The 26,219-nt window shown below is 65.4% G+C and carries 28 protein-coding genes; 7 read left to right on the forward strand and 21 right to left on the reverse strand.

The window, feature by feature from the left end:
* Window positions 1-361 precede the first annotated feature (361 nt).
* From A5759_RS26120 to A5759_RS14130, 6 genes are all read right to left on the reverse strand, one after another.
* The gene (locus A5759_RS26120; protein WP_068198685.1) at window positions 362-1,258 is read right to left on the reverse strand and encodes a protein rep; all 897 of its coding nucleotides are present in this window, start codon (window positions 1,256-1,258) and stop codon (window positions 362-364) included.
* A gap of 232 nt (window positions 1,259-1,490) precedes the next feature.
* Entirely contained in the window at window positions 1,491-1,715 is a 225-nt protein-coding gene (locus A5759_RS26125; RefSeq protein ID WP_066809463.1) for an AlpA family transcriptional regulator, read from the reverse strand.
* A 257-nt stretch (window positions 1,716-1,972) separates the two neighbouring features.
* A complete protein-coding gene (locus A5759_RS14115; protein ID WP_066809465.1) occupies window positions 1,973-3,064 on the reverse strand; it encodes a tyrosine-type recombinase/integrase in 1,092 nt (363 codons plus the stop codon).
* A 129-nt stretch (window positions 3,065-3,193) separates the two neighbouring features.
* Window positions 3,194-4,156 (reverse strand): class 1b ribonucleoside-diphosphate reductase subunit beta, encoded by a 963-nt coding sequence (gene nrdF, locus A5759_RS14120; RefSeq protein WP_066809467.1) that lies wholly within the window; start codon window positions 4,154-4,156, stop codon window positions 3,194-3,196.
* Between the two features lie 217 nt (window positions 4,157-4,373).
* Complete coding sequence (locus tag A5759_RS14125) at window positions 4,374-5,900, reverse strand: NAD(P)/FAD-dependent oxidoreductase (protein WP_068198688.1); 1,527 nt, start codon at window positions 5,898-5,900, stop codon at window positions 4,374-4,376.
* 116 nt (window positions 5,901-6,016) lie between these two features.
* Window positions 6,017-6,757, reverse strand: a complete 741-nt coding sequence (locus A5759_RS14130) for a TetR/AcrR family transcriptional regulator (RefSeq protein WP_068198691.1) — start codon at window positions 6,755-6,757, stop codon at window positions 6,017-6,019.
* A gap of 150 nt (window positions 6,758-6,907) precedes the next feature.
* Between A5759_RS14130 and A5759_RS14135 the strand changes: the two genes are divergently transcribed.
* Window positions 6,908-8,089, forward strand: a complete 1,182-nt coding sequence (locus A5759_RS14135; protein ID WP_064398415.1) for an NAD(P)/FAD-dependent oxidoreductase — start codon at window positions 6,908-6,910, stop codon at window positions 8,087-8,089.
* Window positions 8,090-8,104: 15 nt separating this feature from the next.
* Here A5759_RS14135 and A5759_RS14140 read toward each other — a convergent pair whose 3' ends face one another.
* From A5759_RS14140 to A5759_RS14165, 6 genes are read right to left on the reverse strand one after another with little or no spacing between them, the layout of a single operon-like run.
* Window positions 8,105-8,446, reverse strand: coding sequence for a cupin (locus tag A5759_RS14140; protein WP_066842393.1), 342 nt, complete (start codon window positions 8,444-8,446; stop codon window positions 8,105-8,107).
* Between the two features lie 25 nt (window positions 8,447-8,471).
* Window positions 8,472-9,146: a metalloregulator ArsR/SmtB family transcription factor gene (locus A5759_RS14145; protein ID WP_068198693.1), complete on the reverse strand. Its 675-nt coding sequence runs from the start codon at window positions 9,144-9,146 to the stop codon at window positions 8,472-8,474.
* Window positions 9,147-9,158: 12 nt separating this feature from the next.
* Window positions 9,159-9,962, reverse strand: coding sequence for a class I SAM-dependent methyltransferase (locus A5759_RS14150; protein WP_068198696.1), 804 nt, complete (start codon window positions 9,960-9,962; stop codon window positions 9,159-9,161).
* Window positions 9,959-10,768, reverse strand: a complete 810-nt coding sequence (locus A5759_RS14155) for an ABC transporter (RefSeq protein ID WP_068198699.1) — start codon at window positions 10,766-10,768, stop codon at window positions 9,959-9,961. The genes A5759_RS14150 and A5759_RS14155 overlap by 4 nt, the downstream gene beginning before the upstream one ends.
* Window positions 10,735-11,427 (reverse strand): ABC transporter ATP-binding protein, encoded by a 693-nt coding sequence (locus A5759_RS14160; protein ID WP_068198702.1) that lies wholly within the window; start codon window positions 11,425-11,427, stop codon window positions 10,735-10,737. Before A5759_RS14160 ends, A5759_RS14155 begins: the two co-directional genes overlap by 34 nt.
* A 7-nt stretch (window positions 11,428-11,434) precedes the next feature.
* The gene (locus tag A5759_RS14165) at window positions 11,435-11,899 is read right to left on the reverse strand and encodes a hypothetical protein (RefSeq protein ID WP_068198704.1); all 465 of its coding nucleotides are present in this window, start codon (window positions 11,897-11,899) and stop codon (window positions 11,435-11,437) included.
* Window positions 11,900-12,150: 251 nt separating this feature from the next.
* On the opposite strand from A5759_RS14165, the gene A5759_RS14170 reads away from it, so the two are divergent.
* Window positions 12,151-12,453, forward strand: coding sequence for a hypothetical protein (locus A5759_RS14170; RefSeq protein ID WP_068198707.1), 303 nt, complete (start codon window positions 12,151-12,153; stop codon window positions 12,451-12,453).
* Window positions 12,454-12,531: 78 nt separating this feature from the next.
* Here the strand turns inward: A5759_RS14170 and nrdE are convergent, their stop codons facing one another.
* The 4 genes from nrdE to A5759_RS14190 form a co-directional block, all read right to left on the reverse strand.
* Window positions 12,532-14,649 carry a class 1b ribonucleoside-diphosphate reductase subunit alpha gene (nrdE, locus tag A5759_RS14175; RefSeq protein WP_197506042.1) on the reverse strand — a complete coding sequence of 706 codons (2,118 nt, stop codon included), beginning with the start codon at window positions 14,647-14,649 and terminating at the stop codon, window positions 12,532-12,534.
* Window positions 14,650-14,666: 17 nt separating this feature from the next.
* On the reverse strand, window positions 14,667-15,110 hold the full coding sequence (nrdI, locus tag A5759_RS14180; RefSeq protein ID WP_068198713.1) for a class Ib ribonucleoside-diphosphate reductase assembly flavoprotein NrdI: 444 nt from the start codon (window positions 15,108-15,110) through the stop codon (window positions 14,667-14,669).
* Between the two features lie 50 nt (window positions 15,111-15,160).
* Window positions 15,161-15,409 carry a redoxin NrdH gene (locus A5759_RS14185; RefSeq protein ID WP_064348903.1) on the reverse strand — a complete coding sequence of 83 codons (249 nt, stop codon included), beginning with the start codon at window positions 15,407-15,409 and terminating at the stop codon, window positions 15,161-15,163.
* Between the two features lie 494 nt (window positions 15,410-15,903).
* Window positions 15,904-16,467, reverse strand: coding sequence for an NAD(P)H-dependent oxidoreductase (locus tag A5759_RS14190; RefSeq protein WP_068198716.1), 564 nt, complete (start codon window positions 16,465-16,467; stop codon window positions 15,904-15,906).
* An 86-nt stretch (window positions 16,468-16,553) separates the two neighbouring features.
* Here A5759_RS14190 and A5759_RS14195 point away from each other — a divergent pair, with 86 nt between their 5' ends.
* From A5759_RS14195 to A5759_RS14205, 3 genes are all read left to right on the forward strand, one after another.
* A complete protein-coding gene (locus tag A5759_RS14195) occupies window positions 16,554-17,162 on the forward strand; it encodes a TetR/AcrR family transcriptional regulator (protein WP_068198719.1) in 609 nt (202 codons plus the stop codon).
* Window positions 17,163-17,254: 92 nt separating this feature from the next.
* Complete coding sequence (locus tag A5759_RS14200) at window positions 17,255-18,325, forward strand: DNA polymerase IV (protein ID WP_068198722.1); 1,071 nt, start codon at window positions 17,255-17,257, stop codon at window positions 18,323-18,325.
* A gap of 1 nt (window position 18,326) precedes the next feature.
* Complete coding sequence (locus A5759_RS14205; protein ID WP_068198938.1) at window positions 18,327-19,517, forward strand: AAA family ATPase; 1,191 nt, start codon at window positions 18,327-18,329, stop codon at window positions 19,515-19,517.
* Here the strand turns inward: A5759_RS14205 and A5759_RS14210 are convergent.
* The gene (locus tag A5759_RS14210; RefSeq protein WP_068198724.1) at window positions 19,514-20,374 is read right to left on the reverse strand and encodes an SDR family oxidoreductase; all 861 of its coding nucleotides are present in this window, start codon (window positions 20,372-20,374) and stop codon (window positions 19,514-19,516) included. The two genes, A5759_RS14205 and A5759_RS14210, sit on opposite strands and share 4 nt — an antisense overlap.
* A 24-nt stretch (window positions 20,375-20,398) precedes the next feature.
* Window positions 20,399-21,034 carry a TetR/AcrR family transcriptional regulator gene (locus tag A5759_RS14215; protein WP_066842373.1) on the reverse strand — a complete coding sequence of 212 codons (636 nt, stop codon included), beginning with the start codon at window positions 21,032-21,034 and terminating at the stop codon, window positions 20,399-20,401.
* Window positions 21,035-21,151: 117 nt separating this feature from the next.
* Between A5759_RS14215 and A5759_RS14220 the strand changes: the two genes are divergently transcribed.
* Window positions 21,152-22,636, forward strand: coding sequence for a cytochrome P450 (locus A5759_RS14220; protein ID WP_068198727.1), 1,485 nt, complete (start codon window positions 21,152-21,154; stop codon window positions 22,634-22,636).
* Between the two features lie 88 nt (window positions 22,637-22,724).
* On the opposite strand, the gene A5759_RS14225 is transcribed toward A5759_RS14220, so the two are convergent.
* Window positions 22,725-23,219 carry a homocitrate synthase gene (locus A5759_RS14225; protein WP_068198730.1) on the reverse strand — a complete coding sequence of 165 codons (495 nt, stop codon included), beginning with the start codon at window positions 23,217-23,219 and terminating at the stop codon, window positions 22,725-22,727.
* A gap of 269 nt (window positions 23,220-23,488) precedes the next feature.
* Between A5759_RS14225 and A5759_RS14230 the strand changes: the two genes are divergently transcribed.
* The gene (locus A5759_RS14230) at window positions 23,489-24,238 is read left to right on the forward strand and encodes a sulfite exporter TauE/SafE family protein (RefSeq protein ID WP_082962123.1); all 750 of its coding nucleotides are present in this window, start codon (window positions 23,489-23,491) and stop codon (window positions 24,236-24,238) included.
* On the opposite strand, the gene A5759_RS14235 is transcribed toward A5759_RS14230, so the two are convergent.
* Entirely contained in the window at window positions 24,235-25,299 is a 1,065-nt protein-coding gene (locus A5759_RS14235) for a phosphotransferase family protein (RefSeq protein WP_068198731.1), read from the reverse strand. The genes A5759_RS14230 and A5759_RS14235 overlap by 4 nt on opposite strands.
* Window positions 25,300-25,417: 118 nt before the next feature.
* Window positions 25,418-26,185: an SDR family NAD(P)-dependent oxidoreductase gene (locus tag A5759_RS14240; protein WP_064401607.1), complete on the reverse strand. Its 768-nt coding sequence runs from the start codon at window positions 26,183-26,185 to the stop codon at window positions 25,418-25,420.
* Window positions 26,186-26,219: the final 34 nt, after the last annotated feature.

A 26,219-nucleotide genomic window follows, 5' to 3' on the forward strand; every position in this document is an offset into this window, starting at 1 on the left:
TTGCCCGGGGATCTGCAGGGCCCCGCTAAAGCCCTCGCAGGACAACCAGGCAGCCCAAAGTTGCGCTATAGCGAATCAACGGCGAGCCCATAGTTCCTCAACAGCCCGATGGATAGGTTGTGATTCAGCCAACTGCGCTTACAACGCCTCTTCGGCTCGCACCTATAGTGAAAACGCGCGCTCGGCCAACGAATTTGGAGTGTTACGCGCCGATGTTCTACGACAGACCGACAGTTGAACGAATAGGGCGTACCGCGTAGGAATCTCTTCCACAAGCTAACCCGAACGCGAGCCGTTGCACGGCGAATATAGCGACACAACCGCCCTATCCTCGTGCGGGTGGAACAGTTTCCCTTAGTAATCAAGGTAGCGGCCCAGCGGCGCAGACCTTATCGATGCCACGTGACACGCTCATCTGGCGACGTCCCCTATGGGTGGCGTCATTGAACTCGATCCATAGGTCAACCCCCTTGCCGGTCGCTTCAAGGTCGTTGAGGACCGCCATGGGCGTTCGCGCTCCTTGACTGGACTGCTGAACGGTCAACCCCTTGAAGCAATAGCGCGACAACTCGCCGAGGCTATGAGAAGAAGCGAAGCGCAGGTGCTGACCCGATAGCTCGGCGTCGCCGCCCCCGTCACGCACGCCGCGCATGAACCGTGTCGCCAGCGCCGTCAGCATGGGGTCCAGATCGTCGCGGGCAGGCGCACGATCAATCAACAAGATCACGTGGTAGTGCGGGTTCCAGCCATTGTGCGAGTGGACGATTTCAGTCACACGCTGGAAGCCACGAATCCCATACCGGGCCTTGTCACGCTCCCAAGCCCTGCCGGTCGTGACAGCCTGCCATCCGTGCTCTAGGCGAGCCCACAGCACGTCTAGGGCATCTTGCCGCCGATGGGCCTGGGTCAGAGTCAGGAACGCGATCTGACCACCCTTCGAGGTCCACTGCACGAGCCTGCACTCCATTTTTCGCGCTTCGACCCTCGATGCCCGAAACGCGCACACGGGGCACTGCCACTTCCGCTTGCAGGAAGTCGTGACGTGGAGAACTTCCGTGGCAGACCCCGCACGTCCCTTGCGGATGACGCGCCCACATCCTCTTTGTTCTTGATGGTCAGTCAGATAACTCGCGAAGGTCCTGAGGTCCTTGAGGCGCTCGCTGTCAATGCGCCGATGCCCCGTGAGACTCAGCCGTTCATCGATCAAGAAGCGCAGGCGGTCGCGCTCGGGGGTCGGCCCAGCGGAGCGGGCCGCCACCCGCTACCCACTCCATGTCGTGCGCATCTCGACGGCGGCATGCGGAAATCGATGTCTACGAGGCCGATATTCTTCGACCACGTCGCGAGGCTCCAGATAAGCATGCGGCTGGCGGTTGGTCACATCACACCGCCGAGCTCGCCCTCAACCTTCTCGACTGCGACCCACTCGTCGAAATCGGCGACGTTATTGAACACGTTGCTGCCGGTCTGACGATGGTAGGACCGGGTAATCACTTAGTCCCTACGACGGTGGCCTGCACGTTGGCCTCGACCCAGCTATGCACGTCCTCCCAGCGGTAACGAACCGACCGACCCAATTTGACGTACTTCGGCCCGTGGCCCTCAAAGCGCAGCCGGGACAGCTGATTAGGAGTGGTTAATAAATACGCGGCGACCTCGGAAGCCTTGGCCAAGCCGGTGTGCGGAGCGCTGCCTACGGTCGAAGTGGTTGCCATTTACGTTGCTGCCTTTCGTGTTGTCCGTCGCGAATTAACGCGGCATGACACGCAACGTACGCTCAGAAATCGGCACGTCAAGATACGAAAAGTACTGAGAGGCAATACAATAGGAAGCCAACAGGAAGTCGATGGGAAGCCGACAGAAAGCCGATAGGCGTCGAGTCCGCCCCAGAAATCCTCGAGGTGCGAGTTTGCGGCAATCGCTGGCAATTGTGAGATTGCCGACATGCCCTAGGTCACAATTAGGTAACGGACTATGACGTGCTGGCGGTGCGGGCCTTATCGAGCGCGCTGGCGACTGCCTCCAGGTCGTCGTCGAAGAGTTCGGCGTAAATATCCAACGTCATTGCCGCACTGGCATGTCCGAGCATCCGCTGGACGGCCTTGACATTTGCACCCGCCGACACAGCCAACGAGGCTGCGGTGTGCCGCAAGTCGTGCGGTGTCAGCCGTGGCACCTCGGAGGCGGTCACGGCCTTTGCGAACCAGCCCGAGACGGGATGGGGACGGCGTAGGTGCTCACCCTCACCGAACAGAAGGTCACCGCGCTGCTTTCCTTCACACTGGCGTGCCAACAGCGACACAAGGAACTCGGACAGCGGTACAGATCGCTGCTTGTGGGCCTTGGGCATGCCTACGTGAATGGCCGTCCCCGACTGCACAGCGTTCTCATGGATCAGCGCACGCTTGCGCAGCAGGTCCAGATCTCTTACCCGCAGGCCTACTGCCTCACCCCAGCGCAGCCCGGTGTACGCCAGCAGAAGCACGAGGGTGCCGTTCTCCCCCGCAGCATCGGCCAAGGCGTCGACTTGCTGGTGGTTGAGATAGACCCGGGCCTTGCGTGAAGTGCGGGGCAACGTCAAACCGGCGGCAGGGTTCTTGGGGATTAGGTTGTCGCGCACAGCGTCGGCCAGTATGCGCGACAGGACATGGTGGGCACGCTTGATCGCTGCAGCACCGATCGCCTTCTTGTCCTCGGTGGCCTGGCCGAGCTCGGCCAACCAGGCTTGCACAGCGGTCGGCTTGATGTCCCCTAGGGCGACGTGGCCCCAGCGCGGCTGCACCCTCACCCGCCACGTCGTCTCCATTACGGCGTAGCCGGATGGCTTCAGGTAGCCTCGCTGACGCTCGAGCCAGCCCTTCCCGAGGGCATCGAGGGTGACGCGGGCGTCGGCAGGGTTGACGTACTCGCCCCGCAGCTTGGCTACCTCGACGGTGTTGGCGAACCGCTCCGCCTCGCGCTTGGTCCTGAACCCACGCTTATCGGTCTGCCGATTGTCGGGAGTGCGGTACCGAACCCGGTACCGCTTACCCTGCTTGGTCTCATATGCGCGCACCACGGCCATGTGTCCATACCGTAGAGCAATGTGGGCAAAATGTGGGCAAGAGTGTCGGAGTGTCGACCTCGGGTGAGCCGCTGCGCGGCTTAGCGGTTAGACGACGACATGCCGCAGAACAGCACTCTGACAGGGAGTTTAGAAGTTCCAGTCCTCGTCTTCGGTCACGACGGCCTTGCCGATCACGTAACTCGACCCCGAGCCGGAGAAGAAGTCGTGGTTCTCGTCGGCGTTGGGTGACAGCGCCGACAGAATCGCTGGGTTGACGTCGGTCTCGTCCCGCGGGAACAACGCCTCGTAGCCGAGGTTCATCAGCGCCTTGTTGGCGTTGTAGCGCAGGAACTTCTTGACGTCCTCGGTCAGGCCGACTCCGTCGTAGAGGTCCTGGGTGTACTCGACCTCGTTGTCGTAGAGCTCGAACAGCAGCTCATAGGTGTAGTCCTTCAGTTCGGCCTGCTTGGCCGCGTCCTCGAGTGCCAGACCGCGCTGGAACTTGTAGCCGATGTAGTAGCCGTGCACAGCCTCGTCGCGAATGATCAACCGGATCATGTCGGCGGTGTTGGTCAGCTTGGCCCGACTGCTCCAGTACATCGGCAGGTAGAACCCGGAGTAGAACAGGAAGCTCTCCAGCAGCGTCGAGGCCACCTTGCGCTTGAGCGGCTCGTCACCCTTGTAGTACTGCATGACGATCTCGGCCTTGCGCTGCAGGTTCGGGTTCTCCTCCGACCAGCGGAACGCGTCGTCGATCTCGGCCGTCGAGCACAACGTCGAGAAGATGTTGCTGTAGCTGCGTGCGTGCACCGACTCCATGAACGCGATGTTGGTGTAGACGGCTTCCTCGTGCGGGGTCAGCGCGTCGGGGATCAGGCTGACTGCCCCGACCGTGCCCTGGATGGTGTCGAGCAGCGTCAGGCCGGTGAACACCCGCATCGTCAACTGCTTCTCGTGGTCGTTGAGCGTGTTCCACGACGGAATGTCATTGGAGACCGGCACCTTCTCCGGCAACCAGAAGTTGCCCGTCAGCCGGTCCCAAACCTCGGCATCCTTCTCGTCCTGGAGACGGTTCCAGTTGATCGCCGAGACACGGTCAATCAGCTTCATGCCATCACTCACGAGAACCCCATTTCACCTGGTCTTTGGTCCGCTTGCCGCGGTTCTGTCGCCCGACATCGACACTACCCCTGGGGGACGACATCCACGGCTAACACAACATCGTGTGTTGGCGTGTCGTTCCCGCCGACGAGTTACCGCTGCGGCCAGTGTGCATTCTGATCGACTCTGCGCACCGAATCGGCCGAAATCGCGATCTCAGCGCACACTAGGCAGCCAGCGACGCGCGCTGCCCTCCGAAGAACCGATACTCGGACTTGTCGAACTTGCGGGTGGCCAACCAGTACTGCCATGTCATGCCGCTCCACAGTGTCCGGTTCACGCCGTGCTCGTCGAGATACCAGCTCTGACAGCCGCCGGTGCTCCACACGGTCCCGGACAGTTCGTCCTGCAGCTGCTCGTTGTAGCGGTCCTGCGCCTCGCGGGTCGGCGCCAACGCCTGCGCGCCGGCCCGGTCGACGGCCGCGATCGCCTGCGCGGCGTAGCGGATCTGCGACTCGATCATGAACACCACCGAGTTGTGCCCCAGCGCGGTGTTGGGCCCGAGCAGGAAGAACAGGTTCGGCATGTCGGCGACCGTGATGCCGCGCAGCGCCGCGATGCCCTCGCGGTTCCAGCGGTCCACCAGGTCCTCGCCACGCGGGCCCTTGATGTGGACGTACGTATAGGAGTCGGTGACGTGGAATCCGGTGGCGAACACGACGACGTCGGTTGCCCTTTCGACGCCGTCGGCGGTGACGATGCCCGTCGGCGTGAACCGCTCGATGGCGTCGGTGACGACGTCGGTCTTCGGGTCGGCGATGCCGCGATAGTAGGTGTCGGAGTTCAGGATTCGCTTACAACCGGCCCGGTAGTTAGGCGTCAGCTTGCGGCGCAGGTCGCGGTCCTTGATCGACTTGTTGATGTTCCACTTACCCAGCAGCTCACCGATTTTCAGCAGCCGCGGCTCGCGCGTCATCGCGAAACCGACGCCCTCGTGGATCCAGTAGATGGCCGCGCGCATAAGTTGCCGGGTGCCGGGCACGTTGGTGAACAGGTCGCGCGCCCATCGCGGAATCGGGTTGTTGGGCCGCGGCATCACCCATGCGGGCGTGCGCTGATAGAGATGCAGCGCACCGACGTCCTTGACGATCTCCGGCACGATCTGAATCGCACTCGCACCAGTGCCGATCACCGCCACCCGTTTGCCGGTCAGATCGACGTCATGGTCCCACTCGGCGGAATGAAAAGTGGCACCGGCGAATTCGTCGAGCCCGGGGAATTCCGGGACGAACGGGATGTGCAGACCGCCCGCCCCCGAGACGACGAACTGCGCGACGAACTCGCGGCCGTCCTTGGTGAAGACGTGCCAGCGCAGTTCGTTGTCGTCCCAATGGGCACGGTCGACGTGGGCACCGAACCGGATGTAGCGACGCAGCCCGTACTTGTCGGTCACGCCCTTGAGGTAGTCGAAGATCTCCGGCTGAAACGACCACATGTGACGCCAGTCGGCCTTGGGCTCGAACGAGAACGAGTACATGTGCGAAGGGATGTCGCAGGCGCACCCGGGGTAGGTGTTGTCGCGCCAGGTGCCACCGATCTCGTCGGCCTTCTCCAGCATCAGGAAGTCGACGTTCTGGCGTTGCAGCGCAATGGCCATTCCGAGACCGGAGAAGCCGGTGCCGATGATCAGGGCGCGGGTGTGCACCGGTTGTTGGGCAGTGGTGTCCTCAGCCGTCTGCTCGGCAACCGTCATGGTCTCCCCTATACCCCAGCTGACGCGTGCACCCTCCGTGGTGGGCACATCCTGGGAACGCCGGTACTGGGTACTTTCCAGTCTCCGGTGCGCGCGAAGCGGTGTCAACGCCGGGGTCAGGCGACGGGCTGCTGCTTGCGAACGGCGGTGTTGATCGGCTGGTCAGGGTCGATCTGGATGCCGAGCAGCTCGGCGGTGCCGTTGATCGCGCCGACCATGATCGTGGTCATGTGCGCGACGAACTGCTCGGCGGGCATGCGGCGGGTGCCGTCGTCATCGTCGCCCAGCCACCAGTCCGTCGCCGATGCCGCGGTACCGAAGATCGCATACGCCGCGAGCTCGAAGGCCGCCGGATCCGGCGCCAGATCCTTGAGTTCCTCGCTGATCATCTCGGCGACGGCCAGCGTGATCTCGCTGCCCCGGTTGACGGTCGTCATCGCGGCGGCCGACTTGTCGGCGAACCGGCCCTGCAACAGGAACCGCACCACGTTGGGGTGCTGTTCGACCAGCTCGACGTAGTGCCCGACCCCACGCCCGACGATCTGGCGTGCGGAGTCGTGCTCCACGTCGATAGACGGGATGATCGCCGCCCACAACATGTCTCGCATGCGCTGGCCGATCTCGCCGAACATGTCGGACTTGTCGGTGAAGTGGCGGTAGATCTTGGGTTTGGCGGTGCCGGCCTCTTCGGCGATCTCGCGCACGCTGACGTTGGGACCCAGCCGGTCGATGGCGCGGAAGGCGGCGTCGACGATCTCGGCGCGCACCTTTTTGCGGTGCTCGCGCCAGCGCTCGCTGCGGGCGTCCACCTTGACACCCGGCTCGCCACTCGACCGTGGCCTGCCCGCTCGTCGCACCCGGTCACTCTACCGCTCAAGCACTGCTGACCTGCTCAGACCAGGTCACATGCGGTTACGGAGGCCATCTCTGGGCAACTCCGTCCGACAAGAGAGGCTGACGCAGCGCGGGTAATATCGCTGCGACAGCCGATCGACGAGACGAGTTTCATGACGCAGCAATACGACCTGGTCATCGCAGGTGGCGGGCCCTCCGGCTCGGCAGCCGCGTGGCAGGCCGCTCAGACCGGCGCGAGGGTCGTGGTTCTGGACAAGGCCGAGTTCCCGCGGGCCAAGCCCTGCGGCGACGGGCTAACCGCCCGCGCGGTGAGTTATCTGCAGAAGATGGGACTGGCCGACGAGGTGGCCACCTATCACCGGGTGAATCGCGTGACGGTCTTCAGTCCGAGCGAGTGGGAACTGTCGTTCCCGAAGCGGCCCGGTATGCCCGACCACGGCCACACCGTGAGTCGCGAGCGCCTCGACACCACGCTGCTCAAGCACGCCGAGTCCGCGGGTGCCGAGGTGCGCCAGGGCGCGGAGGTTTCCGGGCCGATCCTCGAGAAGGGTCGCGTCGTGGGAGTGGCGCTCAAGAGCGGCGAAAAGGTCTACGGCGACGCGGTGATCGCCGCCGACGGCGCCTACTCCCCGATCAAGCGAGCCCTCAAGATCGACTCCGAGTACAACGGCTACTCGGCGATCGCGATCCGCTCCGAGATGCACGCCAACCGGCCCGACTCCGACAGCCTCGACATCTATCTCAAGCTCGTCTTTGAGGGCGACCAGCTGCCCGGGTACGGCTGGGTGTTCCCGATGGGCAACGGCATCTTCAACATCGGGCTGGGCTACGTCAACAGCTACAAGAACTGGCAGTCGATCAACGCCACGCAGTTCCTCGGCGATTTTCTCCGCACCCTGCCGCGTGACTGGGACCTACCGCCGATCGAGGAACTCAAGAAGAACAAGAGCGTGCGGGCGTGGCGACTGCCCATGGGATTCACCGCGTGGCCGCCGTGGCGCCCGGGCGTCCTGTTCACCGGCGACTCGCTGGGTGCGGGCAAACCGGCCTCAGGCGCGGGCATCTCCAAAGCGCTCGAATCCGGCTTGGCCGCAGGCGAATGCGCGATCGCGGCCCTGCAGAACGGCGGGCCGGACGACTTCACGAACTACGCGCAGCGCATGGAGGCCGCGTGGGGCCGCGAATATCGCCGCGGCCGCTACATGCACAAGTTGATCGGACAACCCAAGCTGGCCAACGCCGGGGTGAAGCTCATCGACAACGCGATGTTCCGCGACCGGATGCTCAAGGCTCTCTACAAGAAGGCCCAAGGCCCGCAGCACACCATCAAGTGAGACCGTAGGCCTGGCTCACTTCTTGGCGACGACCGTCAACAACACCGCCGAATCCTCGAGAGCGGCAAGGCTGTGACGTTCGTGCGGTATCGGGAGGTAGTCTCCTGTGCTGCCCTCCACCGAGGAGCTCACCGACCGCAGCTGCACCCGGCCTCGCAACACCAACAGCGTTGCCTCCCCGGGGCTTTCGTGGTCATCCAGGCCATGGTCGGCGGTCAGTGCCAACACGGTCTGACGTAGCGTGCGCCCGCTGCCGCCGTACACGGTCTGCGCGGAACGGCCCGACGAAGCGGCCTTCGCGGCGGCGAGTTGCTCGTCGGCGAGCTGTTGTAACGACAGCGCGGTTGTCGCGGTCATGAGTCTTCCCTTCTCGCCCCGACATTCACCGTTCGGGGCGCAATACCAAACTGACTTCGCACGAGCCACCGTGCGGGTCGGGCGTGACGGACGCCTGATAGCGCGCGCCGACGGCGTCGGCGTTCAGGTTGATCACCTCTTGGATGAGGCCCTGCTGGATGCCGCGCACGACTTCCGGCGCCGACGCGGCCACCTCGGCCAGCGGACACGTGCAGATCTGCACCGTCACTTCGCCGAACGAGGTCAGCAACGAACGAACCTGGAAGCCGAGTTCGTTGAGGCTGGCGACCACCATGTCGGCGATCGTGGCCTCGGGTCGCCTGCGGGCCAACCGGACCCGATGGGCCAGGTCCGCACCGATCTGCAGAGCACGTTGTTCGCGCTCCTGCACCGTTCCGCCCAGATGCGCGGCGAACAGCGACACGATGTCGGCGTAATCGAACCGGGGCGCCGGCTCGTAGGTGAGCCGCGGTCGGCCCGCTCGGCCGGCCTTGGTCGCGTTGCCCCGCCGGATGAAGCCCTGCTCCTCCAGCGTCGTCAGGTGGAAGCGGGCCGTGGTGATGTGGATCTGCAGCGCGTCGGCGACTTGTTGGGCGTCGACTGGGTCGGCGGCGTTCTTCACCAAGCTCAACACGTTCTGGCGCTGCTGACCTGCCGCCCGCTCCGGCTGCGCATCGAGGTCGTGGCGCGACACTGGCATGGTTCGAGTCTGTCACGACGTCGGCACGACACCTACCACCGCAACCGCGGTCAGTGCGCGTCGATAGCGGTGGAACGTCTTGCGCATTCCGATCACCCGCTTGCGCGCCGCGGGCCTCGCGATCAGGTTGCCGACGATCCGCAGCGCACCGGTGAACCCCTCGTCGGCCAGGACCCGCGCCGGATTGAGCAGCGCCATCTTCGCGTGGTCGACGGTCACGATTTCGAAGCCGGCCTCGGTCAGCAGCGCCACCCATTCCGACGTCGTCAGCGGCCGCGCGTTGACCTTGATCGCGCGCGCCATGTCCCGGCGGATCACGTCCTTGGTGTCCTGCGGGAGGTCATCGGGCTGCAGACCCAGTTCGTGGATCGCGTAGCGGCCGCCAGGCCGCAGCACCCGGAAGGCCTCGGCGACGATCGCACGCTTGTCGCGGTCGCCCTGCATCGTCAGCATCGCCTCACCGATCACCACATCCGCGCTGCCCGAAGGCAATCCGGTCTCGGCGGCGTTGGCCACCACGACCTTGCCGTCGACGGGGGCGACAACCGCGCGCACCGTCTCACTGGTGGCGGCGGTGTCGTCGACCCCGACGTAGGAGCGCGGCTGTTGGGCGACGATGTCGGTGGCGGTGCGGCCCAGACCCGGACCGAGTTCGACGACGTCGGCGCCGCCGATCTTGGCGGCCGCGAGCAGCCGGCTGGTCAGCTCGAGTCCGCCCGGCCGCAGCACCCGCTTGCCCAGCCGGGCCAGCAGCCAGTGGCCCGGCAGGTCCGCATCGGACCGCTGCGCGAGCGGAAGTGATTCTTTGCCTGTCATCTTCGGATTGTCCTTCCCACGGCGGCGATCATGAAGATCGCCGTGAAAACTGAGCATGCGTAGAGCAGAGCGCCGGTCTGGCCCCACGGCGGCGTGAGTACGGTGTCCTGTCCGGTGGCGTACACCGCGTTCAACAGGGGCATGAAACGCTGGAGCGTCGCTCCGCTCGGCAGATAACCGGCCGCGGTTTCGGCTACGAACGCCCACAGCAGGATGCCGCCGACCGCGGCGAGCGGCGAGCGGGTGAGGGCCCCGACTCCCACACCCGCCCCCGCCGCGAACAGCGCCAGCATCGGCACCGTCCACAACAGTCGCAGCCCGACATCGTCGGTCAGCGACACCGGTCCATAGACCATCGGCGCGACCGCAGGTAGGCCCGCGAGCACCACGACGAGGGTCGCGATGGCCACCAGCGCGCCCAGAGCACCGTAGAACACCCACCGGCCGAGCAACACCGGCCAGGCCTGCGGAATGGCGAGGCGTACGTGTTCGCCTGCGCCGTACCGGCTTTCAGCGGCCTGACCGTCGGCTCCCGCAACGGCCACCAGCGCGACGGTGATCGTGATGACCCAGTAGGCCGCGTTCGAGGTCGTCACCTGCAGCACCGAGATCTGGCCGGGGATCCGCGCGAACGACTCCGCCACGAGCGCGATGCCGAACGTGATTACCACCGGGACGATCACCGCCGCGGGCGCCACCACCGTCCACAGCCGGCTGCGCCCGCCGGTGCGGATGATCTCGGCACGCGCGCTGCGCGCCACCGCGACGGTGCTCACGCGCACTCCAGCAGGATTTCTTCGAGCCATTGCCGGGCGTCGGCACCGTTAGGCGTCAACTGCGACAGCTCGCCGGCGGCCTGCATCCGGCCGCGGCTGAGCACCGCGACGTGATCGGCGGTCAGCGCCACCTCGCCGAGCAGATGGGTGGCAACGACGACCGTGCGCCCCTGGTCGGCGAGTTGACGAAGTAGGGACCGGAACCAGACGATGCCGGGAACGTCGAGACCGTTGAGGGGTTCGTCGAACAGCAGTGTCTGCGGGTCGGCCAGCAGCGTGGCGGCGATGGCCACGCGTTGCCGCATGCCCAGTGACAGCCGGTCGATGCGCATCGACCGGTAGTCGTGCAGTTCGGTCTCGCGGACGACCTCGTCGAGGCGTGCGCCGTCGATGCCCGAGAGTGCTGCGAGCCAAAACAAGTGGCGTTGCACGGTGTGACGGGGGTTCATGGAGGTCGGGCCCAGGTGGAATCCCAGCAGGCGTGGGTCGTGGCCGGGGCGCTGTCCGCACACCGAGATCGTCCCGCTGTCGGGACGGGTCAGCCCGGCCAGCAACCGCAGCAGCGTGGTCTTGCCCGCACCGTTGAGGCCGAGCAGCGCGGTGACGGCGCCGGCGGGAAAGGTGACGGTGACGTCGTCGACGGCGCGGTGCGGTCCGAACGACTTCGTCAACCCAACGACTTCGATCACGCGGACATCATTCGAAATTGCACGGGATCGGCAGGCCGAGAGTCTTGATGCCGTTGCACAGCGACTTGCTCGCCAGCTTCCACTGACCGTCGATCCGGCGCCATTCGGCTTCTACGCGCACGGTCGGCGCCCCCTGCCTACTGGCGTTGATGATCGCGGTGTGGCGATCGCCGTCGTGGGTCTCGGGACCGGTCACCGCGCTCGAACCGCGCGGCGGGCGGAAGAAACCGATCCGGTAGACCATCTTCGGCACCACCACTGCCCGCTCGCCGCCTTCGAGCTGAGCGGCCTTGACCGCGTCCGGGGCGGGAGTGCCGACCAGCAGCCGGATCTGCGCGTCGAGTTCGGCAAGGGTCGGGACATCGGAGGTGATCGCGAACTCATGCGCGGGAGCGGGCTGGGCATGCGCCGCTGGAGCAAACGTGGCGGCGGCGATCATCGTCGCCGCGAGAACGCACAAGCGCTTGAGCATCAACCGGACTCCTATTTAGAGGAAATCTTTTCGGTTAATGTAAACGCCAGTGTCAGCTGAGGCAAGCCTTACCTTTTACGCGGGGCGTACGGGTACTTCCATTCATCCTTTTATGTTCGGAACCGTGCGCTCGGCGACGACACGCCCCCTATTCCCCTAACCGCAATGCACGGCTGGCCCTCAGAGGCGGTCGAAAGGCTGCGGCGGGCACCCCGTTTCGCCACGAACGCCTGGGCAGCAGGCTCTACGGCATGACCATCACACGACTTCTGGCGACCGCGGTGACGGCAGTCGGCGTCGCCCTCGGACTGGCCGCAACCGCTGGCGCCGTTCCCGTCAGCGACGACTTCTGGGAGTGCGCGGCGGACCACCAGGACACCGACGGTCTCGGCGTGTGCTGCGTGTTCTACGGCGGCGACTACGACGAGAGAACCGGCGAATGCTGGATAGACCACGAGGCGAAGCCAGAGGAGGCCCAGACCGGCCCCGGCGTTCCGCCGAAGCACCGGGTGCTGACGCGGGTGGACCGCCTGCCCACTCTTGCCTTGGGCTGAAGCGCTCGCCGAGTGTCGGATTAGTGCACGGCTGATCCGCACACTGCGTGTCTCAAACCGACACTCGGCGTGGCGGTCCTACAACATGCAGCTGACGCAGCCCTCCACCTCAGTGCCCTCCAAGGCCATCTGGCGCAACCGGATGTAGTACAGCGTCTTGATGCCCTTGCGCCAGGCGTAGATCTGCGCCTTGTTCACATCGCGCGTGGTGGCCGTGTCCTTGAAGAACAGCGTCAGGCTCAGACCCTGGTCCACATGTTGGGTGGCCGCGGCGTAGGTGTCGATGACCTTCTCGTACCCGATCTCGTACGCGTCCTGGAAGTACTCCAGGTTGTCGTTGGTCATGTAGGGCGCCGGGTAGTAGACGCGGCCGATCTTGCCTTCCTTGCGGATCTCGACCTTGCTGGCGATCGGGTGGATCGAGCTGGTCGAGTGGTTGATGTAGCTGATCGACCCCGTCGGCGGCACGGCCTGCAGGTTCTGGTTGTAGATGCCGTGCTGCTGCACCGACTCCTTCAGCCGATTCCAGTCCTCCTGGTCGGGAATCCGGATGCCGGCATCGGCGAAGAGCTGACGAACCTTGTCGGTCTTGGGCTCCCACACCTGCTCGGTGTACTTGTCGAAGAACTCCCCCGACTTGTACTTCGACTTCTCGAATCCCTTGAACGCGCTACCCCGTTCGATCGCAATGCGATTCGACGCCCGCAGCGCGTGATACAGCACCGTGTAGAAGTAGATGTTCGTGAAATCCACACCCTCTTCGGAACCGTAGAAGATCCGCTCGCGGGCCAGGTACCCGTGCAGGTTCATCTGGCCGAGACCGATCGCATGAGAGTCGTTGTTGCCCTGCTCGATCGACGGCACCGAGGTGATGTGCGTCTGATCGCTCACCGCGGTCAGCGCACGGATGGCCACCTCGATGGTCTGCGCGAAGTCCGGCGAGTCCATCGCCTTGGCGATGTTCAGCGAACCCAGGTTGCACGAGATGTCCTTGCCGATCTTCTTGTAGGACAAGTCCTCGTTGAACTCCGACGGAGTCGACACCTGCAGGATCTCCGAGCACAGGTTCGAGTGGGTGATCTTGCCGTCGATCGGGTTCGACCGGTTCACCGTGTCCTCGAACATGATGTACGGGTAGCCCGACTCGAACTGCAGCTCGGCCAGCGTCTGGAAGAACTCGCGCGCCTTGATCTTCGTCTTGCGGATGCGGCTGTCATCGACCATCTCGTAGTACTTCTCGGTGACCGAGATGTCGGCGAACGGCAAACCGTAGACCCGCTCGACGTCATACGGCGAGAACAGGTACATGTCCTCGTTCTTCTTGGCCAGCTCGAACGTGATGTCGGGGATCACCACGCCCAGGCTCAGCGTCTTGATCCGGATCTTCTCGTCGGCGTTCTCGCGCTTGGTGTCGAGGAACCGGTAGATATCGGGATGGTGGGCGTGCAGGTACACCGCACCGGCGCCCTGGCGCGCACCGAGCTGATTGGCGTAGGAGAACGAGTCCTCGAGCAGCTTCATGATCGGGATGACACCCGAGCTTTGGTTCTCGATGTTCTTGATCGGTGCGCCGTGTTCCCGAATGTTGGTCAGCAGCAACGCGACTCCGCCGCCGCGCTTGGACAGCTGCAGCGCCGAGTTGATGGAGCGTCCGATCGACTCCATGTTGTCCTCGATGCGAAGGAGGAAACAGCTGACCGGCTCACCGCGCTGCTTCTTGCCCGAGTTGAGGAACGTCGGCGTAGCCGGCTGAAAGCGGCCGTCGATGATCTCGTCGACGAGCTTCTCGGCCAGCGTGGTGTCCCCGGCCGCGAGGGTGAGCGCCACCATGACGACGCGGTCCTCGAAGCGCTCGAGGTACCGCTTTCCGTCGAAGGTCTTCAGCGTGTAGGAGGTGTAGTACTTGAACGCACCGAGGAACGTCGGGAACCGAAACTTCTTGGCGTACGCCCGATCCAGCAGCGTCTTGACGAAGTTACGCGAGTACTGGTCGAGCACCTCGCGCTCGTAGTACTCCTTCTGGATCAGGTAGTCGAGCTTCTCGTCCTGGTTGTGGAAGAAGACCGTGTTCTGGTTGACATGCTGCAGGAAGTACTCACGCGCGGCCAGCACATCCTTGTCGAACTGAATCTTGCCGTCGGCGTCGTACAGATTCAGCATCGCGTTGAGCGCGTGGTAGTCCGTCTCGCCGGGCAGCGTTGCCGGCGCGGACGTTACAGGCTCTGCAGCTGTGACGGTTGGTGACACGTCTGGTCCTTCCAAAAGTCTTCCAAACCCGAACGGACGGCGGCGACGTCGTCCGGGGTTCCCATCAGTTCGAAGCGGTACAGGTACGGAACGCCGCACTTGCGGGACACGACATTGCCCGCGTAGGCGAATTCGGCGCCGAAGTTGTTGTTGCCCGCGGCGATGACGCCGCGGATCAACGACCGGTTGTGTTCATTGTTGAGGAACGCGATGACCTGCTTGGGCACATAGCCACCGTCGTTGATGTCCGGCGTGGCCCGCCCGCCGCCGTAGGTGGGCAGGACCAACACGTAGGGCTCGTCGACCTCGATGCGCCCGTGCAGCGGAATGCGGATCGCGGGCAGGTCCAGCTTCTGGACGAAGCGGTGGGTGTTCTCCGAGACGCTGGAGAAGTACACGAGGTTGCCCATCACGCGCCCCCCTTTCTGCCCGTCGAGTACCCGTCGGCCGGCTGAGCCGCCTAAGCCGTTGCCGCGACCGCCCCGAGCGCCTTGATGCGGTCGGGCCGGAAGCCCGACCAGTGCTCGTTGCCGGCCACGACGACCGGGGCCTGCAGGTATCCCAGCGCCATTACGTAGTCGCGGGCTTCGCTGTCGAGGCTGATGTCGACGGTCTCGTAGGCGATGCCCTGCTTGTCCAACGCCTTGTAGGTGGCGTTGCACTGCACGCATGCGGGCTTCGTGTACACGGTGATCGAGTGCTGAGTCATCTGCGGTTCGGCTCCTCTACAACTGGCCCTGCACGCTGGCTGGCAACTGGTCGGACACTTCTTGTTGCCGAGATTCATGGAATTTCAGCAACCCGCAGACCCGGAAAATTCCTGCCGTCCGAGGCCACCGCCGCCGTGGCTGGAAATTCCAGACAACCCGGGTCGGGGGCTCCGGCCGGCCCTCGGAAAGCTTGGGAATCGTGGGGCCTGTCGGTGCTTCGAAACACTACACCTAGTGTCCGACATTGCGAAGGAATACCAGATGTTCTGAATAACAATTCTGGAATTCCCAGGTCGTAAGCTTTGTGAGGCGGCGCGCCTCGGCGTGTCGCACGTCACACCGAGGGTGTGTCGCGCCCGCCGCGCTCGATGCGGCCGGCGATTCGCCAGATATAGCAGCCGGTACCGACAACAGGGCCGGACATGGAATCACGCCAGCAAAGCCGCCGCGGGCTTCTCAGGACGGGCTCGACGGGGCTGTCCGCGCCACACGGTCAGCCGATTTCGGCAACCAGCTTCTCGATGACGTCGCGCAGGTTCGCCGCCACCTCGGCGTTCTCCCGCGGATGCCTTCCGTCGAACGCCTTGCTCGGCACCGACAGCCTGAGATCCTCGACGACCCGCGGTCCGGCGATGGCGAAGCTCTTACGGGTTTCGTCGTGCGCCCACTGGCCGCCGTACCGCCCGAGGGCCGCACCGACGACCGCGAGCGGCTTGTCCTTGAGCGCGCTGTTGCCGTACGGCCGCGACAACCAGTCGATCGCGTTCTTGAGCACGCCCGGGATGCTGCCGTTGTACTCGGGGGTCACGACCAACGCGGCGTCGGCATCGGCGGCAGCTTGGCGCAGCGCCGCCACGGGGTCGGCCGCTCCCCCGCGTTCGGTGTCGTTGTCGATGTCCTCGTTGTAGAACGGCAACTCGCCCAGCCGGTCGAAGAAGTCCAGACCAACACCGTCGGGCGCGGTTTCCAGTGCGAGTTCGACCAACTGCCGGTTGATCGACGCCGCCCGCAGGCTGCCCAGCAACACCAGCACGTTCACCTTCGCGGTGTCCGCCATCTTTCGGGTCCCTTCGTCCGGTGGAATCTTCGCACAAGAGAACCGGACTATGGTCCGAATTATTCCGTCTGAACTAAACTGCTGACATGGCCGCCCCTCGCCCGCTCAACGAGCTGCCGGTCACGAACCAGACTCCACAAGAACGCGGTGACGCGGCGCGCAACCGCACCTTACTTCTGGACGCCGCACGCCGTCTCATCGCCGAACGGGGTGCCGACTCGGTCACCACCGACGACATCGCCACCGCGGCAGGCGTCGGCAAGGGCACCCTGTTCCGCCGATTCGGCAGCCGCGCCGGGTTGATGATCGTGCTGCTCGACGAGGACGAAAAGGCACATCAGGAAGCGTTCCTGTTCGGTCCGCCGCCTCTGGGTCCCGGCGCGCCGCCGCTCGAGCGGCTGCTGGCCTACGGCCGGGATCGGTTGACGTTCGTCCACAAACATCACGCGCTGCTGTCCGACGCCAACCGGGACCCCCAGATGCGGTTCACCACCCCCGCGACGCTGCACCATCGCCACGTTCGGGTCCTGCTCGAATCCGCGGGCACGACAGGCGACCTCGATGCACAGGCCGCCGCGCTGGTGGCGTTGCTCGACGCGGACTATGTGTGGCATCAGCTCCAAGAGCGCGGCGCGACGATCGAGTCGCTCGGTGATGCGTGGGAGTCGGTGGCGCGCAAGCTGTGCGGCCGATGAGCGCTTGCGCGAAGAGGAGAAGGCCCCGATGAGCGCTTGCGCGAAGAGGAGAAGGCCCCGATGAGCGTTTGCGCGAAGAGCAGAAGGCCCCGATGAGGCGCTGGGTCCTGCACGTCGATCTCGACCAGTTCCAGGCCGCCGTCGAAATCCGCCGCAAGCCGCAACTCGCCGGTCTGCCGATCGTCGTTGGCGGCAACGGCGACCCGAACGAGCCCCGCAAGGTCGTGACGTGTGCGTCGTATCCGGCCAGGGCGTACGGCGTGCGGGCGGGCATGCCGTTGCGCAGCGCCGCCCGCAAGTGCCCGGAAGCGACGTTCCTTCCGTTGGACACCGATGCCTACGACGAAGCCTCCGAGGAGGTCATGGGCTTGCTGCGCGACTTCGGCCATCCGGTGGAGGTGTGGGGTTGGGATGAGGCCTACGTCGGCGCCGAGCTGGACGACTCGCACAGTCCGTTCGAGTTCGCCGAGCGGATCCGCGAGGTGATCGCCGCCGAAACGGGTCTGTCGTGCTCGGTGGGGATCAGCGACAACAAGCAGCGCGCCAAGGTCGCGACCGGTTTCGCCAAGCCGAGACGCGAGCCCGGTGAGTCGGCGGGGGTGTACCAACTCACCGACGAGAACTGGATGGCCGTGATGGGCGACCGTGAAGTCGACGCGCTCTGGGGAATCGGCCCGAAGACAGCGAAAAAGCTTGCGACGATGGGCATCAGCACCGTCGCCGACCTCGCAGGCACCGACGCTACGGTGCTCACTGAGACTTTCGGCCCGACCACCGGGCTGTGGATCCTGCTGCTGGCCAAGGGCGGCGGCGACACCGACGTCAGCGCCGCACCATGGGTGCCGCGGTCGCGCAGCCACGTCATCACCTTCCCCCGCGACCTGACCGAGCGCGACGAGATGAACACCGCGGTCGTCGATTTGGCGCGACAGACCCTGAGCGAGATCGTCGAGCAGAATCGGGTCGTCACCCGGGTGGCGGTGACGGTGCGAACCAAGACCTTCTACACCAGGACCAAGATCCGCAAGCTGCCCGAACCCACGGTGGACGAAACGCACGTCACCCGAACGGCACTCGACATACTCGCCCAGTTCGAACTCGACCGCCCTGTCCGGTTGTTGGGTGTGCGACTCGAACTGGCGCCGCCGGAAGGCGGGTACTGAGGTGCTCACCACGGTGGCCATCCGCGGCTATCGCTCGCTGCGCGAGATCGTGCTGCCGCTCGCGCAGCTGACCGTGGTCACCGGCGCCAACGGGACCGGTAAGTCGTCGCTGTATCGGGCGTTGCGCCTGCTCGCCGACTGCGGCCGCGGCGAGGTGATCGGATCGCTCGCCCGAGAGGGTGGACTGCAGTCGGTGCTGTGGGCGGGTCCTGAACAACTCCGCGGGGCGCGCCGCACCGGTCAAGTGCAAGGCACGACGCGCACGGGTCCGGTGTCACTCGAAATGGGTTTCGCCGCAGACGACTTCGGATACCTCGTCGACCTCGGCCTTCGTCAGATGGCGGGCCCTGAATCGCTATTCTCACTCGATCCGGAGATCAAACGTGAGGCGGTGTTCGCCGGCCCCGTCATGCGCAACAGTTCGACCCTGGTGCGCCGGACCCGTGACTACGTCGAGGCGCGCGCCGAAAACGGACGCGGATTCGACAAAGTGACGCAAGCACTTCCGGCCTACCGCAGTGTGCTCGCCGAATACGCCCATCCGGGTGCGCATCCGGAACTTGCCGCGGTGCGGGACCGGTTGCGCAATTGGCGGTTCTACGACGGGTTTCGCGTCGACCCCGCGGCGCCCTCGCGGCAACGCACGGTCGGGACCCGCACACCCGTACTCTCCGACGACGGCAGCGACCTGGCCGCCGCGATCCAGACCGTCATCGAGGCCGGCCACGACGACCTCCAACGGGCCATTGCCGAGGCCTTCGACGGCGCGACGGTGACCATAGCCGGGCACGACGGGCTGTTCGATCTGCAGCTGCATCAGCCGGGTATGCTGCGACCGCTGCGGGCTGCCGAATTATCCGACGGCACACTGCGATTCCTTCTATGGGCCGCTGCGCTACTGAGCCCGCGGCCACCGTCGCTGATGGTGCTCAACGAACCGGAGACATCCCTGCACCCCGACCTGGTGGGCCCGCTGGCGTCGTTGGTCCGCGCCGCGGCCGACACCACGCAGGTCGTCGTCGTCACCCATTCCGAGGCCCTACTCGGACACCTCGACACCGTGCCCGTCGGCGAGGACCCCGAAAGGGAGGCGGCCGCAGTGGAGATCCCGTTGTACAAGAACCTCGGCGAAACACGGGTCGAGGGCCTCGGCATGCTGACCATGCCCGCGTGGGACTGGGGTAAGCGCTAACCGCGTTGCGCTGAGGGTCGCAGTGCCTTGGTGAACAACACGTTCGCCCCGCGCATCGCGACGCTGTACGGCCACCACATGGTGCGCTTGAACAGATAGAGCGCCCTGATGTCGGTCGAGGTGTAGATCAGGAACCGGTTGCGCCGCACGCCTTTGAGGATGCACTCGGCGGCGCGCTCGGGTGAGACCGCGTGACCGCTGAAGCGGTCGGTCCACTTCTTGACCCGCGGGTCTTCGCGGTCGACGCCGGCGATCTGAACCGTCTGCACCAGAGGCGTTTTCACCGCGCCCGGAACCACCACCGACACCCCGATGCGGTGGCGAGCCAAATCGAAGCGCAGCACTTCGGACATGCCGCGCAGCCCGAACTTGCTCGCACTGTAGGCCGCATGCCAGGGCAGCGCGACCAGCCCGGCCGCCGAGGACACGTTGACGATGTGGCCGCCCGTGCCTGCCGCGACCATCCGCGGCACGAACGCCTCGATGACGTGGATCGGTCCCATCAGGTTGATATCGACCATGGACTTCCAGTGTTGGTGCGTCAGCGTCGAGACGGTGCCCCACGCCGATACCCCGGCGATGTTCATCACGATGTCCATCGCCGGGTGACGCGAGTGGATGTCGTCGGCGAACGCGACCACCGCGTCGTAGTCGGAGATATCAAGGGCGCGGTACTCGGCCACTTCGGCGCCCAGGGCGCGCGCGTCGGCGACGGTCTTCTCCAGACCTTCGGCGTCGCGGTCGGTCAGATAGAGCTCGGCGCCCTCGGCGGCCAGCTTCAACGCGGTCGCGCGGCCGATGCCGCTGGCGGCCCCGGTCAGAAAACAACGCTTGTTCGCATACCCGGTGTGCGCCATGGCGGTGAGGATACTGACCCCGGCCTATGGCTGGCCGGATGGCTGCATGTGTCCCCAAAACGCCGCGACCCACAACCGCTCGAGCGTGTCGACGGCCCGGCGGGGGTCGATGCCGCGGCCGACGAACGTGCTGTCGTGCGTCAGCGTCATCGTCGTCGTCGCGGCCAGTGTCCGGACGAGCGCGGGGAGGTCACCGGAGATCGGGCGCGCGTCGGCGTCGTTCTCCAGCAGCGCGATCAGCTTGTCGATGATGCCGTCGTAGAAGTCGTCCATCATCTCGCGGATCTTGGCGTCGGTGTTGCGGGCGACCGCACACGCGGTCAGCACCGGATCGTCGTTGGCGTACACCGCCGCCGCGCTGCCCACCATCCGTTTCGCGAACGCCTCGGGCGTCTCCCCCGGCTCGCGGGGTGCGAAGTGGTGGGTGAGGCTGTCGAGCATCTCGCCGGCGCCGGCCAGGATCTCGGCGAGCACCGCGTACTTGGAGTCGAAGTAGAAGTAGAACCCGGAACGGGCGACGCCGGCGTGTTCGCTGATCGCGCTGACCGACAGGTCCGCGAACGGCTGTTGCTGCACCAGGTCGCGCACGGCGCTGAGGATTGCGTCACGCTGCCGGTCACCGCGGCTGCGACGCGTTTGCGATGCTGGTTGGGCGCTCATCGCCCTAGACCTTTGCACCGCGCCGCGCCAGAACAAAACTTGACATGCGTCAAGTCTGCCATCCAGGATGGTGATGAGAGTGACAACGGCCACATTCCATTGCACAGGAGCTCGTGAATGACCGCGACGATCAGCACGACGGACTATCTGCTCGACCAGGCCAAACGCCGGTTGACCCCGTCGTTCAACAACTTCCCCGGCATGGGAATCGTTGAGCGCAAGCTGCTCAACACGGACTTCCCACAGAAGCCGATGGCCGAGCCGCCCCCGGGCAGCGATCTCAAGCCGGTGATCGGCGACGCCGGTCTGCCGATCCTCGGGCACATGATCGAGATGTTCCGTGGCGGACCGGACTACCTGCTGCACGTCTACCGCAAGTATGGCCCGCTGTACTACGCCGACTCGCCTGCGCTGCCCGCCGTCGCGGCGCTCGGCCCCGACGCCGCTCAGGCCGTCTACTCCAACCGCAACAAGGACTTCTCCCAGCAGGGCTGGGTTCCGGTGATCGGGCCGTTCTTCCATCGCGGCCTGATGCTCCTGGACTTCGAGGAGCACATGTTCCACCGGCGCATCATGCAAGAGGCGTTCGTCCGCTCCCGGCTGGTCGGATACCAGGAGCAGGTCGACCAAGTGGTCTCGCAGGTGATCGCCAACGAGTGGGTCGTCAACGACGGGCGCTTCCTGATGTACCCGGCGATGAAGGAACTGACCCTCGACATCGCCTCGATGGTGTTCATGGGCCACGAACCCGGCTCCGACAAGGAACTGGTCACCAAGGTCAACCAGGCGTTCACCACCACCACCCGCGCCGGCAACGCGATCATCCGCAAACCCGTGCGCCCGTTCACCTGGTGGCGCGGCATGCAGGCCCGCCAGCTGCTCGAGGAGTACTTCGAGGAGCGGGTCAAGGAACGCCGCGGCAAGGACGGCTCGGATCTGTTGACGGTGCTGTGCCATACCGAGGACGAGGACGGCAACAAGTTCTCCGACGAGGACATCGTCAACCACATGATCTTCTTGATGATGGCCGCGCATGACACGTCCACCTCGACGGCGACGACGATGATCTACCACCTCGCCAAGCATCCCGAGTGGCAGGAACGCTGCCGCGAGGAGTCCGATCGCCTCGGCGACGGGCCTGCCGACATCGAGTCGCTGGACAAGCTCGAGTCGCTGGATCTGGTGATGAACGAGTCGATCCGCCTGGTGACGCCGGTGCAGTGGGCCATGCGCCAAACCGTGCGCGACACCGAGTTGCTCGGCTACTACCTGCCGAAGGGCACCAACGTCATCGCCTATCCGGGGATGAACCACCGGCTCGAGGAGTTCTACCCCGACCCGATGAAGTTCGACCCGTTGCGGTTCACCGAGCCGCGCAACGAGCACAAGCAGCACCGCTACGCGTTCAGCCCCTTCGGCGGCGGCGCGCACAAGTGCATCGGCATGACCTTCGGCCAGCTGGAGGTCAAGACGATCCTGCACCGGCTGCTGCGCAAGTACCGGCTCGAACTGCCCCGCCCGGACTACACGACCGAGTGGGATTACGGCGGCATGCCGGTGCCCAAGGACGGCATGCACATCGTGCTGCGCCCGCTGCACTGACCCGTCGTTGCCGCGAAATGGCATTCCAGCAGCGATTGTTCGAATGAGGGCCTGCCGGAATGCAATTTTCGCGGCGATCAGGCGGCGGTCAGGACGCCACCAGTAGGCGGTTCGCACACGCGATGACGGCGCTCAACGCCGACTGCGTGGCGTCCTCGGACAGCCCCATCGCCCACTCCGACTTCAGCCCGTCCGAGCCGCGGATGAAGGTGGCGGTGCGCTGACCGGCGCTCACCTGGTGAAAGGCGGTCATCTCCACCGAGATCCCGCGGTCGTAGAGCATCGAGGTCAGTGCGGCGACGGGGCCGGGTGCGGCCGCTGTCGTCGTGCAGATGCGATCTCCGATGGCCAGCGTCGCCTGATAGTTGCGTGGGCCCAGCCGGTTGGCGGGGCGACTGCCGTCGGCGCAGCTCCAGTTGCCCAGCCTCACCGGTCCCGACGTGGGCGCGTACTCGGCGAGAAAGGTGTCGAAAGACATCGCGTCGGCCTCCTCGCGCAGACCGCGGGGCGGCGGGGCGTCGAGAGAGGCCGCGAATGCCGACGGTGCTGCGCTGGTAGCGGATTGTGTTGCGAACGAGGTCATGTGCCGGTCTTTTCTTCGAAGAGAAGTGACCGACTACGTAGCGACGACCCACAGCGAGGGGTCGGTCAGATCAGACCCCGCTGCGGGTTGCTACTACGAGTCGCCTCGGCACGCGTTCGATCGTAGACAACCACCGACCGGGCCGCAAAGGAAAAACCGTTCGCAAACTGACCGTCAGTTCTTCAGGTCTGACTGACGGCGCCCGAGCGAGGCAGATCACAGCGCCTCGAATCTTCGGACGCCACGCGCCGGCCGTAGCGTGACCTTCGATGACGTGGGCCCTGCTGTTCGCCGCCGGCGTTCTCGGCGGGCTCACCGGCAGCATCGCCGGGTTGGCCTCGGTGGCCACCTATCCCGCACTGCTGCTCTTCGGGTTGCCCCCGGTCACCGCCAATGTGACGAACACCGTGGCGCTCGTGTTCAACGGGATCGGCTCGGTGTTGGGGTCGCGTCCTGAACTCAAGGGGCAGGGCAGGTGGATCCTGCGCACCGCACCGATCGCGGTGTTCGGTGGTGTGGCCGGCGCCGCGCTGCTGCTCACCACGCCCGCCGAGGGCTTCGAGAGATCGGTGCCGATTCTGCTCGCGGTCGCCTCGGTCGCGATCCTGCTGCCCCGCCGGGCTCCCGGTGACGAGCCGAGCACGGGGCGTCGCCGTGCGGCGGTGGTCATCGAGGCGACCGCGGTGTTCCTGATCTGTATCTACGGCGGCTATTTCGGTGCTGCCGCGGGTGTGCTGCTGCTCGCGCTCCTGTTGCGCACCGGCCACGCCTCGCTCGCGGAGGCCAACGCGGGCAAGAACGTGATCCTGGGTGTGGCGAACCTCGTGGCGGCCGTGGTGTTCGCGATGCTGGCGCCGGTGCAGTGGGGTGCGATGTTGGTGCTAGGCTTGGGCTGTCTGATCGGCTCCCGGCTCGGGCCGGTCGTCGTGCGGCATGCACCCGCGGGGCCGTTGCGTATCGTGATCGGCGCAGCCGGCGTAGCGCTGGCCGTCCAGCTGGCGATCGACACCTACGCCTAGAGCTCGAAGGGGCTGTCGCCCTTGATCACCCGCTTGCCGAGATCGATGAGGTTCTGGGCGTTGGCATGCAACCGCTCCCCCGCGTCCCGGCTCGCCTGACCGATCAGGAACCGCGACCAGGTGCCCTCGATCACGATCCCCAGCTTGAAGCACGCCATCGCGACATACCAATCGAGGCTTGATGTTTCGCGGCCGCCGGCTTCGAGGTAAGCGTCGAGAAGTTCGCGACGGGTGGCCAGTCCGCCCAGTGCGGCGAGCTCTGCGCCCGCGGTGATCGTGTTGGTCTCCAGCGGCCAGCAGATCAGCATCCAGCCCAGATCGAGCAGCGGATCGCCGACCGTACACATCTCCCAGTCGACGAACGCCGCCACCTCTGGCGTGTCGCGACGCAGCAGCACATTGCTCAGATGCGGGTCACCGTGCAGGACACCCGGACGACCCTCCGGCGGCAGGTTCGACGCGAGCCACTCAGCGAGTTCGGTCACCGCCAGCGACTCGGGGTCGTATCGGTCGTGCCGGTAGCTTTCGAGCAGCCGGAGGAACTGCGGAACCTGACGCTCCAGAAAGGATCCGGGCCGTTTGAGCTCGGCTAGCGGGCTGCCCTCCCATTCGACCTGCCCGAGCGCGGCCAGGCTCGCCGCATACGACAACCCCACTTGATGGCGCATCGCCGGATCGCGCACGTAGGCCTCGGACATGTCGTCACCGGGGTTGAAGCCGTCGACCACTTCCATCAGGTAGAAGACCACGCCGAGGACGCTGAGATCCTCACAGCCGGCGATGAATCCGGGATGCGGCACCGGTGTCCCCGCCAACGTCCGCAACGCCGCGATCTCGCGCAGCATCGTCTTGTCGCTCGTCGGCCGCGGATGCGCGGGCGGTCGACGAAGCACCATGGGCCGGTCGTCGATCAGCAGGCGCACCACGATGTTCTGCGTCCCGCCGGTCAGCGGTTCGACGTCGCTGACCGTCGTCCCCAGACCCTGCGCGCGCACCCACTGCTGCAGCGCGGCCTGGTCATCGTGATTCAGTGTCGGAAGGCGATGCGCGTCGTCGGGCATGCAGCCATCGTGTCAAATGGATCGCGGAAGCGGCACGGGAGTCGGCCGCCTCACCCTATCTGCGATTTCGGTGTAGTTGGTGGCGGTGAGGGCAACCAACTACACCGAAATCACACCTCTACTTGGGGGCGAAGCGCTGGCCGGCGTCCAGGCGCAGGCACTGGCCGTTGAGCATCGGGTTCTCGACGATCGCGGCCACCAGCTTGGCGTACTCCTCCGGCTTGCCGAGCCGCTTCGGGAACGCCGCGTCCTTGGTCAGTGCCTTGGCGAACTCGTCGGGAATGCCCTCGGTCAGACCCGTGGCGAACAGGCTCGGCGCGATCGCCAGCGCCCGGATGCCCAGGCTGCCCATGTCGCGGGCCATCGTCAGGCACATCCCGGCGATCGCGGCCTTGGACGCGGTGTAGGCGACCTGCCCGATCTGGCCCTCGAACGCCGCGATCGAGGCGGTGTTGATGATGACGCCGCGCTCTTCCTGCTCGTCGTCGACAAGATCCTGCTGGCTCATCTGCCAACCGGCCAGCCTGCTGATGTTGAACGTGCCGATGAGGTTGAGGTCCACGCACTTACGGAACGTGTCGAGGCTATGCGGGCCGTCCTTCTTGACCGTGCGCTCGGCGGCGCCGCCACCGGCCGTCGTCACGATGATGTGCAGCCCGCCGAGCTTGTCGATCGCCTGCTGCAGCACCTTCTCGGTGCCCTCGAAGTCGGTGACGTCCACCTCGAAGAAGGAGCCACCGATAGCGTCGGCCACTTCCTTGCCCTTCGACTGCGGGCGGTCCAGAACCGCCACGTCCGCGCCGCGTTGAGCCAGCAACTCGGCCGTCGCCTTGCCGAAGCCCGACGCTCCGCCGACGACGATGGCCTTCTTGCCAGAAATCTCCACCTGGGTCTCCCCTTTCCAAAAAGAGCTCGATTCG

It is taken from the genome of Mycobacterium sp. 852014-52144_SCH5372336, from assembly GCF_001665615.1.
In the GTDB taxonomy this organism is placed as follows: Bacteria; Actinomycetota; Actinomycetes; order Mycobacteriales; family Mycobacteriaceae; genus Mycobacterium; species Mycobacterium neumannii_A.

Bases quoted from the DNA above. Each gene is read 5' to 3' on its own strand.
- A5759_RS26125 (WP_066809463.1), bottom strand. From the start codon at position 1,715: ATGGCAACCACTTCGACCGTAGGCAGCGCTCCGCACACCGGCTTGGCC.
- A5759_RS14115 (WP_066809465.1), bottom strand. From the start codon at position 3,064: ATGGCCGTGGTGCGCGCATATGAGACCAAGCAGGGTAAGCGGTACCGG.
- nrdF (WP_066809467.1), bottom strand. From the start codon at position 4,156: ATGAAGCTGATTGACCGTGTCTCGGCGATCAACTGGAACCGTCTCCAG.
- A5759_RS14125 (WP_068198688.1), bottom strand. From the start codon at position 5,900: ATGACGGTTGCCGAGCAGACGGCTGAGGACACCACTGCCCAACAACCG.
- A5759_RS14135 (WP_064398415.1), top strand. From the start codon at position 6,908: ATGACGCAGCAATACGACCTGGTCATCGCAGGTGGCGGGCCCTCCGGC.
- A5759_RS14140 (WP_066842393.1), bottom strand. From the start codon at position 8,446: ATGACCGCGACAACCGCGCTGTCGTTACAACAGCTCGCCGACGAGCAA.
- A5759_RS14145 (WP_068198693.1), bottom strand. From the start codon at position 9,146: ATGCCAGTGTCGCGCCACGACCTCGATGCGCAGCCGGAGCGGGCGGCA.
- A5759_RS14150 (WP_068198696.1), bottom strand. From the start codon at position 9,962: ATGACAGGCAAAGAATCACTTCCGCTCGCGCAGCGGTCCGATGCGGAC.
- A5759_RS14155 (WP_068198699.1), bottom strand. From the start codon at position 10,768: ATGGCTCGAAGAAATCCTGCTGGAGTGCGCGTGAGCACCGTCGCGGTG.
- A5759_RS14165 (WP_068198704.1), bottom strand. From the start codon at position 11,899: ATGCTCAAGCGCTTGTGCGTTCTCGCGGCGACGATGATCGCCGCCGCC.
- A5759_RS14170 (WP_068198707.1), top strand. From the start codon at position 12,151: ATGACCATCACACGACTTCTGGCGACCGCGGTGACGGCAGTCGGCGTC.
- nrdI (WP_068198713.1), bottom strand. From the start codon at position 15,110: ATGGGCAACCTCGTGTACTTCTCCAGCGTCTCGGAGAACACCCACCGC.
- A5759_RS14185 (WP_064348903.1), bottom strand. From the start codon at position 15,409: ATGACTCAGCACTCGATCACCGTGTACACGAAGCCCGCATGCGTGCAG.
- A5759_RS14190 (WP_068198716.1), bottom strand. From the start codon at position 16,467: ATGGCGGACACCGCGAAGGTGAACGTGCTGGTGTTGCTGGGCAGCCTG.
- A5759_RS14195 (WP_068198719.1), top strand. From the start codon at position 16,554: ATGGCCGCCCCTCGCCCGCTCAACGAGCTGCCGGTCACGAACCAGACT.
- A5759_RS14200 (WP_068198722.1), top strand. From the start codon at position 17,255: ATGAGGCGCTGGGTCCTGCACGTCGATCTCGACCAGTTCCAGGCCGCC.
- A5759_RS14210 (WP_068198724.1), bottom strand. From the start codon at position 20,374: ATGGCGCACACCGGGTATGCGAACAAGCGTTGTTTTCTGACCGGGGCC.
- A5759_RS14215 (WP_066842373.1), bottom strand. From the start codon at position 21,034: ATGAGCGCCCAACCAGCATCGCAAACGCGTCGCAGCCGCGGTGACCGG.
- A5759_RS14220 (WP_068198727.1), top strand. From the start codon at position 21,152: ATGACCGCGACGATCAGCACGACGGACTATCTGCTCGACCAGGCCAAA.
- A5759_RS14225 (WP_068198730.1), bottom strand. From the start codon at position 23,219: ATGACCTCGTTCGCAACACAATCCGCTACCAGCGCAGCACCGTCGGCA.
- A5759_RS14230 (WP_082962123.1), top strand. From the start codon at position 23,489: ATGACGTGGGCCCTGCTGTTCGCCGCCGGCGTTCTCGGCGGGCTCACC.
- A5759_RS14235 (WP_068198731.1), bottom strand. From the start codon at position 25,299: ATGCCCGACGACGCGCATCGCCTTCCGACACTGAATCACGATGACCAG.